Genomic DNA, 13778 nt, shown 5'->3' with positions numbered 1-13778 from the left:
AGTTAGAACGAGAGCTGTCCCCGCTCGCGCACCAGCGAGAGGAATTCATTGCGTGTGTTCTGTTTCTGGAAGACACCTAGCATGGCCGAGGTCACCGTCGACGAATTCTGCTTTTCCACGCCGCGCATCATCATGCACAGGTGCCGGGCCTCGATCACCACGCCCACGCCCTGCGGATGGATGGCCTCGTCAATGGCCTCTGCGATCTGCCGCGTCAGCCGCTCCTGCACCTGCAGGCGCCGCGCAAAGACCTCCACGAGACGCGGAATCTTGCTCAGCCCGATGACCTTTCCGTTCGGGATATACGCCACGTGCACGCGGCCGAAGAACGGCAGCATGTGGTGCTCACACAGCGAGAACATCTCGATGTCCTTCACGATGACCATTTCGTCGTAATCGACGTCGAAGAGCGCGCCACGCAGGATCGCTGTAGGGTCCTGGTTATAGCCGTGGGTAAGAAAGCTCATCGCTTTCTCCACGCGCTCCGGTGTGCGGATTAGGCCATCCCGCGTTGGATCTTCGTCGAAGCGCCGCAACAGCTCGCGGTACATGTCCTGCGTCGAGACGCCCTCAAGCCCGGTCTTCACCGTTACTTCTTCGTGCAGATCCTTTGCCGCGCCCTTGGCTGCGGTCTTCACTGCCGGCATCGTCGCCACGTGGTTGTTCTTCATGCCGCACTTCCCTTTCCAAAGCCTTGCGCCGTCCCCGGTGCTGGTACCGGAAACTCAAATGAATTATTGGAGGTTTCCTCGATGCGAACCGATGCAATTTCTGCCGAACCGTAGGCCAGCGGGAACGCCGCCGTAAGTCTGCGATGCACAACGATATTGAAATTCTCTGTCGTCGGCACCAGGTCGCGGAAATCTTCATGCAGGTTCAGGTTCGTGTGGTCGAAGACCTCGATCACCTCGCGGCGCACACACGCGTCCAGTTCCACCAGGTCGCAAACCATGCCGGTCACCTCGTCCAGCGGCCCCCCGACCACGATCTCGAGGAAATAATTATGCCCGTGCCCGTGCGGATTATTGCACTTGCCGTAGGTCGCGCGGTTCTGCTCCGCGCTCAGATGCTCGGAGTGCAGCCTGTGCGAGGCGCTCAGCATGTAGCGTCGTCCAAAGTAGGCTTTCATTACTCTCCGTAATAGTCGGCAAACAGCTCGGGTAACTCGTAGACGCGTACGCGATAAAGCTTCGCCCCGGGAATCTTACCGTCGAGCCGCTTCCACGTTGCGACGGCGATGTTCTCCGTCGTCGGAATCGCCTTTGTAAACTCCGGGACTTCGAGGTTCAGGTGGCGATGGTCATAAACACTCACCACCTCGCGCTCGATCACATCCTTGAGCTGCTTGAGATCGACGACAAACCCTGTATCGGGATCGACTTCGCCGGCAACCGTAACTTCGAGCGTGTAATTGTGACCGTGGCCGTTGCGATTGGCGCACTTGCCGAAGCGGCGCAGGTTTTCTTCTTCACTCCATGCGGAGTTCCAGTAATAGTGTGCGGCGGAAAACTCGGCTTTGCGCGTTAACAGAATCATGCAATGGCTACCTTCAGCGTAGATGCCGGAAGTCAGCCTCCGGCTTCACCGATTGCTGCTGGCGTATTCGCGTCCCTTCCAGCTTACCCGCTTGGTGATGGTGTGGTGAAACCAGCTCCGGTACAACAGCACCGCGAAGAGCGGCAACGCCAGCGGTGTCACCAGGCAATCGAAGAATGGAAAATTCGATTTTGCTACCCGCCGGTAGAAGCGCCACAGATTCCGTATCCATAGCAAAACCAGCACGGCCACATACATCGGTCTGAGCCTGTGCTCGTAGAGCCATATCGTGAGGATCGGCAATCCCAGAAGGAGGAAGAAATCCAGAATCCGCCACGCCGCGAGCGCCAGAGGATTGCCGAAAAGCAGTGCCAGGTTCTTCGTCCAGCCCTCACACATCGCTCCGAAGCTGCGATACATGCGCGTTGCCACCGCTTCCGGCGCGTAGCGGAAGCGCAACCCCAGCTTGCGGCGCTTCCAGATCACCGCCAGCTCCACGTCCTCGAGCACGGCGCTTTTCACGGTTTCATGGCCACCGTTCGCGAAGTACTCCTCACGCCTCACCAGCAGAAACTGCCCGTTCGCAGCGGCCGCATGGCTCGCCGGATCGGAGACCTTTGCCGGCGGATAGGCCATTGCCAGCTCGCTGAAGACCAGCGGCATCAGTGCCTTCTGCATCAGCCCCGTCACCACCTGCCGGGGCGAATAGGAGAGCATTGTCACCGCGTGTCGCTCCGCCTCCACGATTGCGCGGCTCAGGTGCCCCGGTTCGTGGACTGTATCTGCATCGGTGAAGAGCAGCCATGCGCCCCGAGCAGCCTTCGCCCCGGCCCATACCGCGTTGCCCTTGCCCGTCCAGCCCTTTTCGAGAGCGGGCGCGGCCATGACCGTGACGCCCGCAAAGCTGCGGGCAATCTCTGCAGTACGATCGGTCGAGCCATCGTTTATCAGCAGGATTTCCCAATCGCGGCCGAGCAGCCAGGTGTCGTCAGACTGCACCACCAGTGAGCGCAGGCAGTCGCCGAGGCAGTCTTCCTCGTTGCGGGCGGGAACGATAACGGAAAGTCGCAGAGTCGCTTCAGCAGAGGGCTCGTACACGGCTCTATTATAAGAAGGTGACGATCTGGAGAAGAGGCCTTTCCCTTTGCGCAGCGGCTGCTCTGCTGGCATGCAGCATCTTTGCAATTTCCGGCTGCAATCGCGGTGATCATCCCGCGCAGGTCGGTGAACTCGCTCCCAACTTCACCATCCAGGACGAAGGCCGCACCGTCAGCCTTGACCAGTACCGCGGCAAGACTGTCGTTCTCAATTTCTGGGCCTCGTGGTGCGTCTACTGCATCCAGGAATTTCCCTCCATGGAGCAGCTTCAGAACAAGATTCCGAATCTCGTTGTGCTCGCAGTCGCCTTCGACTCCGAACCGGCCGACTACCGGCAGTACATCCAGGACAATCACCTCACCAATATGGTCATCACCCTGGACCGCAGCCAGAAATCGAACCTCGCCTTCGGCACCACCCGCCCGCCGGAGAGTTATGTCATCGATCCAAGCGGCCGCATCCGGCGCAAATTCATCGGTCCAGCCGACTGGAGCAGCCCGGAGATCCAAAGTTTCCTCCGCAGTCTGTAGCTTCCCGCCACACCTCGCAACGGGGTGTGACAGATGCCCTGTCTCTTCTGCCAGAGTCCTTGCTATGATGGCTGGCATGACGCAGCTCGAGGTTCTCTACCGCTACGAGAAACACCCCACAGAAGCCGCTGTCTTCGCCCTCGGTAACACCCGTGAGGTGTACGGCATCCGTCGCATCCAGATCGACAAGGAGTGGAAGACCATCCGTGTCGAGTACGACGCCACGCGCCTGACCAAGCCGACTGTCTACGAACTGCTCCGCCGCGCCGGTGTCGATCTCGTCGAAGAGCTGCCCCTGATCCCGCCGCAACCAGTCGTTGAAGAAGCCGTCGCACCCGCCCCGGCAAAGTAATCGCCGGCATCCAAAGGCGTACCGGGAGATATCCTCAGGAAATGCCCCCGGCACGTTGCATCGGAACCGGTAAGTTGCTATATTGAATGAAGTTGAGGCGAGAAATCAGGCCTCACAGTGTGCGCCCATAGCTCAGTTGGATAGAGCGATTGACTACGAATCAATAGGTCGGAGGTTCGAATCCTTCTGGGCGCACCATACGAATCAAGCACTTAAGCAGCAAAATGATTTCCCCTCCCGGGTTGAGATCGCATCCGCAGAACAAGCTGCGGCAAAAATATAAGCATCCCACCATGCGCCTATAGCTCAGTTGGATAGAGCGATTGACTACGAATCAATAGGTCGGAGGTTCGAATCCTTCTGGGCGCACCATTTCCAAGTCCCCTCCATCAAAATCGCCCTGCATAAGGAGCTGCATCCATGGAACTAATTGATTGCCCTCGCTGCATGGGAACAGGAAAGCTTCCGGTGCGGAATCCGTATAAATGCGGAGCATGGGATACACAGGATTGTCCTGTATGCGCCGGCAGCGGCAAGGCGAAAACCGCAGATACGGAGAAGCAGGAAAAGCAATAAGCCCGGCACCATGGAGGCGCCGGGCTCATGTTTGGAATTAGACCTGCCGTTAAGGATGAGCGTTCGGAGTAGCCTGCGCCGGTTCCGTCGTCGAAGCAGGCACCACAACCGGTTTTGCCGTCTCGATCGGCTTTGCCTTCGCGATGCGCTCGATGTGCACCGAATCGCCGTTTCCGCTGTCGATCTCCCGTCCGGCACTGCCGTCGGTCTGCACCGCGCGCACGATGTGCGGCACCAGCATGAAGACGATTTCTTCCTTCACATCTTCGTGCTCCTGCGTACTGAAGAGATATTTCACAATCGGGATCTCACCCAGGCCTGGCCAGCCACTCACCGATCCGGTGAGCTCCTTTTCGACGAGTCCTGCCAGGATGCTTGGTTCCCCGTCTTTCAGACGGACTGTCTCCTCGGCCTTCTGTTCTCCGATCACCGGCTCTTCTACGCCGTCGATGTCGTCCTGAGAGAGCTCCGAAGAAACTTCCACTGCCATCTTTAGCGTGACATCCCGGTTCTCGTGGATCATTGGAGTCATTTCCACCTTGACGCCCACGTCGATGTACTGGAACTGTGTTTCGACTGCGCTCGAAGTAGAGGAGGTGGCAGTCGTATAGGAGCCGGTGGAGTACGGAATCTTCTCACCGATGGTCAGCGTTGCCTTCTGACCATCGAGAGCGCGCACGGTGGGGTTCTGCAGCAGGCGCGTCGTTGCATCGGATAACAGCAACTCGGCCTGCGCCTCACCGATGGAGTAGCTGTACGAAGAGTTCCTGCCTATCGCATTCAGGGTGGTCGTGGTGTCGGAATTCGAGGTTACAGACAGCGAGGTCGGCGGCGAGAGGCCCAGCTCCCGCTCTTTGTCGCGGCTGACCTCCATCACGTAGACGTCGACGAGGACCTCCGGCTTGGGACGGTCGATGTCCTGGATCACGTCCTTCGCAAGCAGCAGCTCGTCGGGAGTGCCGCGCATCACGATGGCATTCTGTCCCGGCACCGTGGAGAAGCGCGCATTCTGCAGAATCTGCCGCAGGGTCGTATTCACATCATTCAGATCGCTCTGCACCGAGACATTCTGCAGATAGAACGTGCGAACCGCCTGTGATTCCAGAGCCTTGCGCTTGGCCCGGCTGTCCGCTGCCACATAGATCGTGTTATGGGTCACCGGCTTGAAGAACGTGCCGGAAAGCTGCTCCAGAATGCGCAGCGCCTCTGCGGGCTCGACGTCTTTGAGATCGAGTGTGACGGTCTTCGACGGGAGTTCCGGGTCCACCAGCACATTCAGATTCGCAATCTTCGCAATCGTCCGGTAGAGCGTCGGAACCTGCTCCGTCATATGCAGAGTCATCGGAGTAGGCGGCAGCGGATCGAGATGTGGCGGTGGCGCTGCATCATCTGTGTCGTCAGACGATTCGGCAGGCTGCGCTTCCTTCTGTTCATGCTGGCGGATGGAAGCCTCTGTCTTCGCGATGTCCTGCTGCGCTAGCTCATTGGCTGGATCGAGCTCTCTGGCGCGGAAAAACTCTACAAGCCCCTGCGTCTCCTGCCCTCCCTGAACCAGGCTTTCGCCCTTGTGGATGTGCGTTGCCGCTACCAGGGTGCGGATGCGGTCTACGGCGACTTTGTAGGCGAGATCCTCGGGAGATTTCTGCAGCGCCGCCGCATAATCCTTGAACGCCGTATCGAGGTCGTTCCGCGCCTCAGCGGTCTGACCTTCCTTAAAGAGCTTCTTCGCCGACTCGGCCATCGCTGTCGTCGTCATCCCGAAGGTCGCGAGCAGCGAAATGGCCGTGGCTCTGCGCAACTGCTTATCTGAAATCTTGCTGATCATCCATCCTGCCAATGAAAGTGCTTGTCTTCACAGCAGGCGCACCGCAACCGCGTATGCGTTCGAAACCCTGCCGGACGAACAGTTCTCCGCGGCCGGCCGTCTAGTAGATGACCCGCAAAATGCTCGGAGTAGAACCGTTCATGAATCAACAGACGCGAGGAGCGGGAAGACCGTTCGCCCCGCGAAGCGTAGCCTCTGGAAAAAAGAATGCGCTTGCGTGCGTGTTAACGCTTGCCTTGTTCTCCTGGCCCGCCTATGCAGATACGCCCGGCCATCCCGCGAAACAAATCCACGATTTTCATCTGCGCGGCAATGCGCAGAGTGTGATCACGCAGGCCCTGGCAGAGTTCGGCAAGTCCCCACAGTTCCTCGGGAATCCGCCGCGCCAGCCACTTCGTTTCGATATCGATGGCAGCGACCTATCCACGACGCGCGATATGCTCGCGCTGCTCACCAACACACTCTTCATCCCCACAGAACAGAACATCATTCTCGTCGTTCCGAACACCGACGCGAATCAGAAGCAATATCTCCAGAAGGACACCGAGACGATTCACCTTCCCGGACTGGCCATGAAGGCATCGCAACGCCAGACCGATGTCGAGAGCATTCTCAAGAATGTATTCAGCCTTTCGAATTCGGCATTCCAAAGCGGCGGCATCACTCTCACTGCGGATCCTGAGACGCTGCGGCAGGTGAACGCGACCCTCCGCAGCCTTTACACCCATGACACCCAGGTTCTCCTGCATGTGAGGTGCTACGTCACCAGTCGTGACCGCAATCTGGATGCAGGTTTGACGCCGCCGGCCAGCACCGCGATCTTTAACGTCGCAACGGAGGCGGATCAGCTGGTCGCCGACAACTCCTCAGTGATTGAAGCAGCTATTGAAGAAGGGCTCATCACCAGCTCAACCAGCGTCATCGAGGAAGCGGCACTGCTCGTCCTCTACGGATATGCCGGGAATTCTCCGCTCGGCTCATCCTTCGAGGTCTTCGGCAACGGCATCACGACGACGGGCGTTGAGCCGGATTCGGCAAGCCTGAACATGAGTCTCACCGACACGACGGTCACCCAGCTTCAGGATGCGACGATGCACCTGTTAAATAATGAGACCGGCAAGCTGCACATCGGCGAAAAGTATCCGATTATCACGGAATCCTATACCTCGACCTCCACCAGCCTGACCACCAACGCGGCGACATCTTCCAGCACCCTCGCACAGCCTGCGATTCAATACGCCGATCTCGGTGTGTCGCTCGAGGCTACTCCGGTGATTCATGGGAACGGCAGCATGGATCTCAGCCTCAAGCTGGCTCTGGCCTCACTCGAAGGCAGTTCGGCGAACGGCAATCCCGTCCTCGACAGCGAGGAATTCACTTCCGCGATCTCAGTCCAGCCCGGCATGTCCACAGTGATGGTGAGCAACCTCACCAATTCCGACACCACAACAAACACCGGGCTGCCCGGCCTCTCCACCACGAACCGCAACGGAGCCCTGCAGGACCAGCAGCTTGTAGTTGTCATCACGCCTGAACTCACCCGGGAGCCTGTGCCGACGATCGAGTCAGGCGTCACTCCAGCCGCCACCGGCCAGGAAAGCGCAAATTCGGCCAGCGCAAGTCCGAGCGGCAATTGATCCCTCCGAACGCAGAAAGGCCCGGGATGTCCCGGGCCTTTCTGCATTCGCTTGACAGGTCTAGTAGATGCGGAAGTTCACTTCGATGTTCACTTCCACGGCTACCGGATGGCCCTGGTAGTATGCCGGCTTGAACTTGTACTGCTTCACCGCTTCGATGGCCTTCTCGTCCAGTCCCATGCCCAGCGGCCGAACTACGTGAACCCTCTGCGGATTGCCCTGCGGGTCGACGATCACCGAAACCACGCAGATGCCCTGGTACTTGGCACGACGCGCTTCGTCGGAGAATTCCGGGTCGACCGAGTAAACCACCTGCGGAGCAGAAACGCCGCCGCCCGGATGCATCACACCGCCACCGTAGCCGCCGCCCTCACCCGGTCCAACGCCGCCGCCCGAGCCGGAACCGATCCCTCCGCCCTTGCCGTTGCCAAAACCCGAACCGGAGCCCGAGCCCTGTGAGGCCAACGCCACCTGGGGAGAGTTCGGCAGGCCGATATTCGGCATGTTCGGATTGTCCGGCAGCTTCACCTGCTGCGGCATCACGATCGTTGGCTCGACTGCCAGCTTCGGATGGTCGTTGCGGATGATCTGCGGAGGCACAGTCTGCGTCTTCGCGATCTTGGGCAGCTTGCCCTTGGACGCCTCAACCAGCTCGTGCGCACCGCCGCCACCGCCGCCGCCCATGGACTCCTTCATCTTCACCGTCATGGGAATGAACGGCTTCACATCCACGTTCGTGACCACCTGCTTCTTCTCGATCGGCCGCGTCTTCCACTGCTTCCATGCGTAGAACAGCGCCAACAGGATCAGCAGGTGAAGCACAACCGCCACGCCCGTCGAGACCGGATCGCGCTTGACCGCCATGCGATCCACGACCGCGACCGGCTGAGACGTCAGCTCGAGCGGGGGCTGCTTCTTGGGAAACAGCAGGTCCTGCACGCTCCCAAGTAATGTTTTCCAGACCGGTTCGGTCTTGGTTGCGTCTACGACTGCTACTGGCTGAGAACTCAATTGAAGCGGAGGCTGCTTCGAAGATGAGAAGGCGTCGCGCAAATTTGCAATCAGCGACGACCACATGGAACCGTCGGCTTCTACCAGAAGGTGTGCTTCCTCTTCTGACGGCCGCGTTTTGGGTGATTCCAGATCCGGAGGTGTCAAGAGCTGCTCGTTGCCCATAGTCTCTGCCGGTCGATCAAGGTTCCGGCTATCCCCCCATTATGGACGACCGATGGTCCACTTGTCTTGAAACTGGTGCAATTCTGCTGAGGTGGGATGCGGGATGAAACCATCTCCGCCGCCTTTCTCCCTTAATAGACGAGAGTCTCAGGCCTAAGTTACGCAATCCGCAGTCTCTTCCAGCGATACAATGAATTTTTAGACATATCCCCACGGCCCGCTTCAGGCATAGCAGGGCCGGACCACGACGTAGGAGACATGATGTCCGCAGCGCCCGAACTCAAGGCGACCCTTACCCTGCCCGAAACCAAGTTCCCCATGAAGGCGAATCTGCCGCAGAATGAGCCGCTTCGCCTCAAGCAGTGGTCCGAGGAAGGCCTCTACGAGCAGATTCGCAAGGCCAGGAAGGGAGCGGAGAAGTACATTCTCCACTACGGCCCTCCCTATGCCAACGGCCCCATTCACCTGGGGCACGCGCTGCAGAAGTGCATTAAAGACTTCATCCTTAAGTCGAAGACCATGGTCGGCTACGATGCCCCGCTCGTCCCGGGATGGGATTGCCACGGCCTGCCCATCGAGATCAAGGTCGACGAGAAACTTGGCCGCAAGAAGCTCGAAATGCCGGCGCTTTCGGTGCTCCGCGCCTGCCGCGAATACGCGCAGAAGTTCATCGATCTCCAGCGCTCGCAGCTCGTGCGCCTCGGCGTTTTTGCCCACTGGGATAAGCCCTACCTCACCATGTCGAAGCCCTACGAGGCCAAGACCCTGGAGAGCTTTTACGACTTCTTCGAAAAGGGCTTCGTCTACAAGGGCCTGAAGCCGGTCTACTGGTGCCTGCACGACAAGACCGCCCTCGCCGAAGCCGAGGTCGAGTACGAGCAGCACACCAGCCCCAGCGTCTACGTCCGCTACCCGCTAACCAGCGCGCCTGAGGCCATCGATCCCGCGCTCGCCGGCAAAACTGTCTGGACCATCATCTGGACCACGACCCCCTGGACGCTGCCCGCATCGCTCGCCGTCGCCTTCCACCCTGAATTCGACTATGTCGCGCTCGAGCAGGACGGAAATGTCTATGTGGTGGCCGAAGGCCTCGCCGCCGCCGTGCGCGAAGCCTGCAAGCTCGAGAGCGCAAAGGAGATCGCGAATTTCAAGGGAGCGCAGCTCGACCGCGTCACCTTCCGTCATCCTTTCCTCGATCAGCGCACCATCCTCGGCGTCAACGCCGATTACGTGACGGCCGACGCCGGCACCGGCGCCGTGCACACCGCTCCGGCTCACGGTGCGGACGACTTCTACACCGGCGCACGCTACGGCCTCGAGCAGGTCTGCAATGTGGACAACGAAGGCCGCCTGCGCAATGGTCTGCCGCAGTGGGAAGGCAAGACCGTCTGGGAGGCGAACCCGCTCATCATCGAGCACCTCCAGGAGCGCGGCGTCCTCATGGGCCGCCAGGATATCTACCACTCCTATCCGCACTGCTGGCGCTGCCACAACCCCGTCATCTTCCGCGCCACTGAACAGTGGTTCATCGGCATGGAGACGCCGCTGAAGAACCCGGACGGTTCGGAAACAACCTTCCGCCAGCGCGCGCTCGACGAGATCAAACGCGTGACCTGGGATCCGTCCTGGGGCGAAGAGCGCATTTCGAACATGATTGCCACCCGGCCTGACTGGTGCATCTCGCGCCAGCGTCTATGGGGTGTGCCCATCGCCGTCTTCCTCTGCAATGCGTGCCACGAGCCGCTGAACGATCACGCCCTTCACCAGAAGGTCGTCGGTCTCTTCCATGAAGAAGGCGCGGAGGCGTGGCACAAGTACTCGGTTGCCGACCTGCTGCCTGCCGGCACCACATGCTCCAAGTGCGGCAACGCGCAGAAGTCCGAAGGACTCGACGCCTTCCGCAAGGAAACTGACATCCTCGACGTCTGGTTTGACTCCGGCACCAGCTGGAACGCCGTGCTCGTCGATAATCCGGAGCTCCAGTTCCCTGCCTCGCTTTATATCGAAGGCGCGGATCAGCATCGTGGCTGGTTCCACTCGTCGCTGCTCTGCTCGACCGCAATCAAGGAGCAGGCTCCTTATCAAAAGGTCGCTACTGTCGGCTGGACCCTCGACGAACAGGGCCGCGCCTTCTCGAAGTCGCTCGGCAACGGTGTCGACCCTGTCGATATCGCCGACCGCCTCGGCGCCGAAATCGTCCGCCTATGGGCCGCCAGCGTCGACTTCCGCGAGGACGTGACCGCCAGCGAAAACCTGATGCAGCGTGCTGCCGAAAACTACCGCAAGCTGCGCAATACCTTCCGCTTCCTGCTCGGCAACCTCAGCGGCTTCGATCCTGCAAAGGATGCCGTCACCGAAAGCGAGTTGCTGCCGCTCGATCGCTACATGCTGGCCCGCACCCGCGAGCTCACCGAGAAGGTCACGGCCTGGTACGACGAATTCGAATTCCATCGCGTCTATCACGCGATCAACGAGTTCACCATCGTGGACCTGAGCGCGCTCTACCTCGACGTGCTCAAAGACCGCATGTACACCTTCGCGCCGGTCAGCATCGAACGCCGCTCCGCGCAGACCGTGATCTGGAAGATCGCAGAGGCGCTCGTGCGCCTCGTCGCTCCGATGCTCACCTTTACTGCCGAAGAGATCTGGAGCTACCTGCCGAAGATTGAAGGCCGCGAAGCCAGCGTGCATCTCGCGCTCTTCCCGCAGCCTGACGAGATCGCGGCGAAGGACGAAGCGCTGCTCAAAAGTTGGGCAGATTTACTCTCGTTGAGAGAGATAGTTTTTGTCAGGCTGGAAGAACTACGAAAAGAAAAAAAGATCGGAAAGTCCCTAGAGGCCAAGGTCAGCGTATCTGCGCGCGGGACTCTGTTGGAGAGCCTACGGGCATTTCAGTCTGGATTAAAGGAGTTGCTCAACGTCTCGCAGGTGTCAGTAGAAGCCATGAGCGACTCCACTGGAAGTAGTGCTGTAACAGTAGGTGTCGGTCCCGCAGACGGCGTAAAGTGCGAGCGTTGCTGGAACTACCGCACCGACACCGCGCAATTCGGCCCGTGGAACAATGTCTGCGGACGCTGCGCCTCTGCCCTGCGCCAGATGCCGGAGTTTGCACCCGTTGAGGCTGCGGGGAGCGTGAACGCGTGACCCTCGCCCGCAACCAGACTCTCGATATGCGGGGATGGCTTCTCGGCATCTCCGTCCTCACCATCGGCCTCGACCGCTGGACGAAGCACCTGGTCTCGGACAACGTAGGAGAAGGCTCGGCGATCACCGTGATCCCGGGCGTTTTCCGTATCTCGCACATCCTCAATCCGGGCGCGGCCTTCAGCCTGTTTACAGATTCGCCGCACCCCGATCACACGCGCTGGTTTCTCGTTGCGTTTTCGCTGCTTGCGGCCATCGTGGTCTTCGGCATCCTGCTGCGCATTGGGCGCCGGATGACCATGACCACGATTGCGCTGGCGCTGGTCCTCGGCGGCGACATCGGCAACCTGTGGGATCGCATTCGCACCGGCCTCGTCATCGACTTCCTTGAGGTCCACATCGTCCACTACCACTGGCCGGACTTCAATGTAGCCGACTCGGCGATCGTGATCGGCGGCATCCTGCTTATGCTGGCTTCTCTTCGCTCAAAAGAGAAGGACCATGCCTGAGTCTCTGCGGCGCGCCGTCCTCTCCGGACTTGCACTGCTCGGCCTGCTCATACCCTCCGCAGGCCGGGTTCTCGCAGCCCAGCCGCCGCAGCAACTCGTCATCCTCGATACCGACATCGGAGACGACATCGATGATGCCTTCGCCGTTGCCCTGATCGAGCGCAGTCCCGAGCTGAAGCTTCTCGGTGTCACGACCGCATTCGGCGATACGCGTCTCCGCGCACGTCTTGCGCGCCGCTATCTCGATGCAACGGGTTTCGCATCCGTCCCTGTTGCCACCGGTGTGCCCACACCACCGAAGACCAGCTTCACCCAAGCCGATTACGCACGCGCTGGAAACGATCGCAATCTCTCGCCTCTCACCGGTCCGGATTTTCTCCTCGACCAGATCCGGCGCCATCCTGGGCAGATCACACTGCTCGCCATCGGCCCGGAAACCAATCTCGCAGCAGCGATAGAAAAGGAACCAGCGACCTTTCGCAAGCTGAAGCGCATCGTCATCATGGGCGGCTCGGTCGAGCGTGGCTACGACGGTCACACGCACGCCGATCCCGAGTGGAATATCCTCTGCGACATTCCCGCCGCGCAAAAGGTCTTTGCATCCGGCGTCCCGATTGCGTTGATGCCGCTCGATTCGACGATCCTCAAGTTCCCTTCCGACCAATTACAGACGCTTTTCTCCCGGAAAAGCCCGCTTATCGACCAGCTTCATGAGCTAGAAACGGAGTGGAGCAAGAACTCGCCCTATGCCGGTCCTGCACTCACTCCAACACTCTTCGATCCGATGACCGTCGCCTACGCCGTGCATCCCGGCATCTGCCCCACCACGCCGCTGCATCTCGTCGTGGGCGACAAGGGCTTCACGCGCCGTACACCCGGCACGCCCAATGTCGATGCCTGCCTGAGCTCCGATCCCTCGGCTTTCTTCCGCTTCTACCTCTCGCGAGTGAATCCCTAAGCTATGCTTCGTCTCCGTCCGGCCTTCCTCCTTCTCTTCCTGCTCACGCTGGTCTCGCACGGCTTCGCCCAGGAAACACACCCCGGCACACACGCCGATACGTACAGCATCGTTCACACCTATCCGCACGACCCGAACTCTTTCACGCAGGGCCTCATCTTTGTCGATGGCCATCTTTACGAGAGCACCGGCCTCAATGGCCATTCCACGCTGCGGATGGACGATCTCGAAACCGGGCGGGCGCTGCAGAAGCTGGACATTGATCCGAAATACTTTGCCGAAGGCCTCACCGACTGGGGCAGCACGCTGGTGCAGCTCACCTGGAAGGCAAATACCGCCTTCGTCTACGACCGTTTCAGCTTCCGCCAGCTCAAGACGCTGCACTATGACGGCGAGGGCTGGGGGCTCACACAGGATGGTCATAGCATCATCCGCAG

Annotated in this window: 13 protein-coding genes and 2 tRNA genes; 9 read left to right on the top strand and 6 right to left on the bottom strand. The window is 59.8% G+C overall.

Translation table 11 applies throughout. The features are described 5' to 3' along the window. Positions 1–2: 2 nt before the first annotated feature. From folE to QM649_RS04440, 4 genes are read right to left on the bottom strand one after another with little or no spacing between them, the layout of a single operon-like run. Positions 3–671 carry a GTP cyclohydrolase I FolE gene (folE, locus tag QM649_RS04455; protein ID WP_415197810.1) on the bottom strand — a complete coding sequence of 223 codons (669 nt, stop codon included), beginning with the start codon at positions 669–671 and terminating at the stop codon, positions 3–5. Next, on the bottom strand, positions 668–1129 hold the full coding sequence (locus QM649_RS04450) for a 6-carboxytetrahydropterin synthase (protein ID WP_415197809.1): 462 nt from the start codon (positions 1127–1129) through the stop codon (positions 668–670). The genes folE and QM649_RS04450 overlap by 4 nt, the downstream gene beginning before the upstream one ends. Further along, a complete protein-coding gene (locus tag QM649_RS04445) occupies positions 1129–1536 on the bottom strand; it encodes a 6-pyruvoyl trahydropterin synthase family protein (RefSeq protein WP_415197808.1) in 408 nt (135 codons plus the stop codon). The genes QM649_RS04450 and QM649_RS04445 overlap by 1 nt, the downstream gene beginning before the upstream one ends. Before the next feature lie 45 nt (positions 1537–1581). Beyond that, a complete protein-coding gene (locus QM649_RS04440; protein WP_415197807.1) occupies positions 1582–2634 on the bottom strand; it encodes a glycosyltransferase in 1053 nt (350 codons plus the stop codon). Between the two features lie 17 nt (positions 2635–2651). Between QM649_RS04440 and QM649_RS04435 the strand changes: the two genes are divergently transcribed. The 4 genes from QM649_RS04435 (at position 2652) to QM649_RS04420 (ending at position 3888) form a co-directional block, all read left to right on the top strand. After that, positions 2652–3164 carry a TlpA family protein disulfide reductase gene (locus QM649_RS04435; RefSeq protein ID WP_415197806.1) on the top strand — a complete coding sequence of 171 codons (513 nt, stop codon included), beginning with the start codon at positions 2652–2654 and terminating at the stop codon, positions 3162–3164. 64 nt (positions 3165–3228) lie between these two features. After that, positions 3229–3516 (top strand): hypothetical protein, encoded by a 288-nt coding sequence (locus tag QM649_RS04430; RefSeq protein ID WP_415197805.1) that lies wholly within the window; start codon positions 3229–3231, stop codon positions 3514–3516. 121 nt (positions 3517–3637) lie between these two features. Then, positions 3638–3714: transfer RNA gene (locus tag QM649_RS04425), tRNA-Arg, on the top strand. Positions 3715–3811: 97 nt separating this feature from the next. After that, positions 3812–3888, top strand: a tRNA-Arg gene (locus tag QM649_RS04420). A gap of 253 nt (positions 3889–4141) precedes the next feature. On the opposite strand, the gene QM649_RS04415 is transcribed toward QM649_RS04420, so the two are convergent. Next, positions 4142–5917, bottom strand: coding sequence for a secretin N-terminal domain-containing protein (locus QM649_RS04415; RefSeq protein ID WP_415197804.1), 1776 nt, complete (start codon positions 5915–5917; stop codon positions 4142–4144). A 221-nt stretch (positions 5918–6138) separates the two neighbouring features. Between QM649_RS04415 and QM649_RS04410 the strand changes: the two genes are divergently transcribed. Then, the gene (locus QM649_RS04410; RefSeq protein WP_415197803.1) at positions 6139–7554 is read left to right on the top strand and encodes a hypothetical protein; all 1416 of its coding nucleotides are present in this window, start codon (positions 6139–6141) and stop codon (positions 7552–7554) included. A 60-nt stretch (positions 7555–7614) separates the two neighbouring features. On the opposite strand, the gene QM649_RS04405 is transcribed toward QM649_RS04410, so the two are convergent. After that, positions 7615–8565 (bottom strand): energy transducer TonB, encoded by a 951-nt coding sequence (locus QM649_RS04405; protein WP_415197802.1) that lies wholly within the window; start codon positions 8563–8565, stop codon positions 7615–7617. A 426-nt stretch (positions 8566–8991) separates the two neighbouring features. Here QM649_RS04405 and ileS point away from each other — a divergent pair, with 426 nt between their 5' ends. The 4 genes from ileS to QM649_RS04385 all read left to right on the top strand — a co-directional run. Next, entirely contained in the window at positions 8992–11874 is a 2883-nt protein-coding gene (ileS, locus tag QM649_RS04400) for an isoleucine--tRNA ligase (RefSeq protein WP_415197896.1), read from the top strand. Then, complete coding sequence (gene lspA, locus QM649_RS04395) at positions 11871–12383, top strand: signal peptidase II (protein WP_415197801.1); 513 nt, start codon at positions 11871–11873, stop codon at positions 12381–12383. Before ileS ends, lspA begins: the two co-directional genes overlap by 4 nt. Next, positions 12376–13341, top strand: a complete 966-nt coding sequence (locus tag QM649_RS04390) for a nucleoside hydrolase (protein ID WP_415197800.1) — start codon at positions 12376–12378, stop codon at positions 13339–13341. The genes lspA and QM649_RS04390 overlap by 8 nt, the downstream gene beginning before the upstream one ends. A gap of 3 nt (positions 13342–13344) precedes the next feature. Then, positions 13345–13778, top strand: a 434-nt coding sequence (locus QM649_RS04385; RefSeq protein WP_415197799.1) for a glutaminyl-peptide cyclotransferase, incomplete at its 3' end; no start/stop codon positions are given.

This window comes from Silvibacterium sp. (genome assembly GCF_047605705.1).
Taxonomy (GTDB): domain Bacteria; phylum Acidobacteriota; class Terriglobia; order Terriglobales; family Acidobacteriaceae; genus Silvibacterium.
The sequence above is the reverse complement of the archived record's forward strand: the minus strand, read 5'-3'. Positions and strand labels throughout refer to the sequence as shown.

Coding starts and splice junctions, on each gene's coding strand:
- QM649_RS04415 (WP_415197804.1), bottom strand. CDS start 5,917: ATGATCAGCAAGATTTCAGATAAGCAGTTGCGCAGAGCCACGGCCATT.
- QM649_RS04445 (WP_415197808.1), bottom strand. CDS start 1,536: ATGATTCTGTTAACGCGCAAAGCCGAGTTTTCCGCCGCACACTATTAC.
- QM649_RS04390 (WP_415197800.1), top strand. CDS start 12,376: ATGCCTGAGTCTCTGCGGCGCGCCGTCCTCTCCGGACTTGCACTGCTC.
- QM649_RS04450 (WP_415197809.1), bottom strand. CDS start 1,129: ATGAAAGCCTACTTTGGACGACGCTACATGCTGAGCGCCTCGCACAGG.
- QM649_RS04430 (WP_415197805.1), top strand. CDS start 3,229: ATGATGGCTGGCATGACGCAGCTCGAGGTTCTCTACCGCTACGAGAAA.
- folE (WP_415197810.1), bottom strand. CDS start 671: ATGAAGAACAACCACGTGGCGACGATGCCGGCAGTGAAGACCGCAGCC.
- ileS (WP_415197896.1), top strand. CDS start 8,992: ATGTCCGCAGCGCCCGAACTCAAGGCGACCCTTACCCTGCCCGAAACC.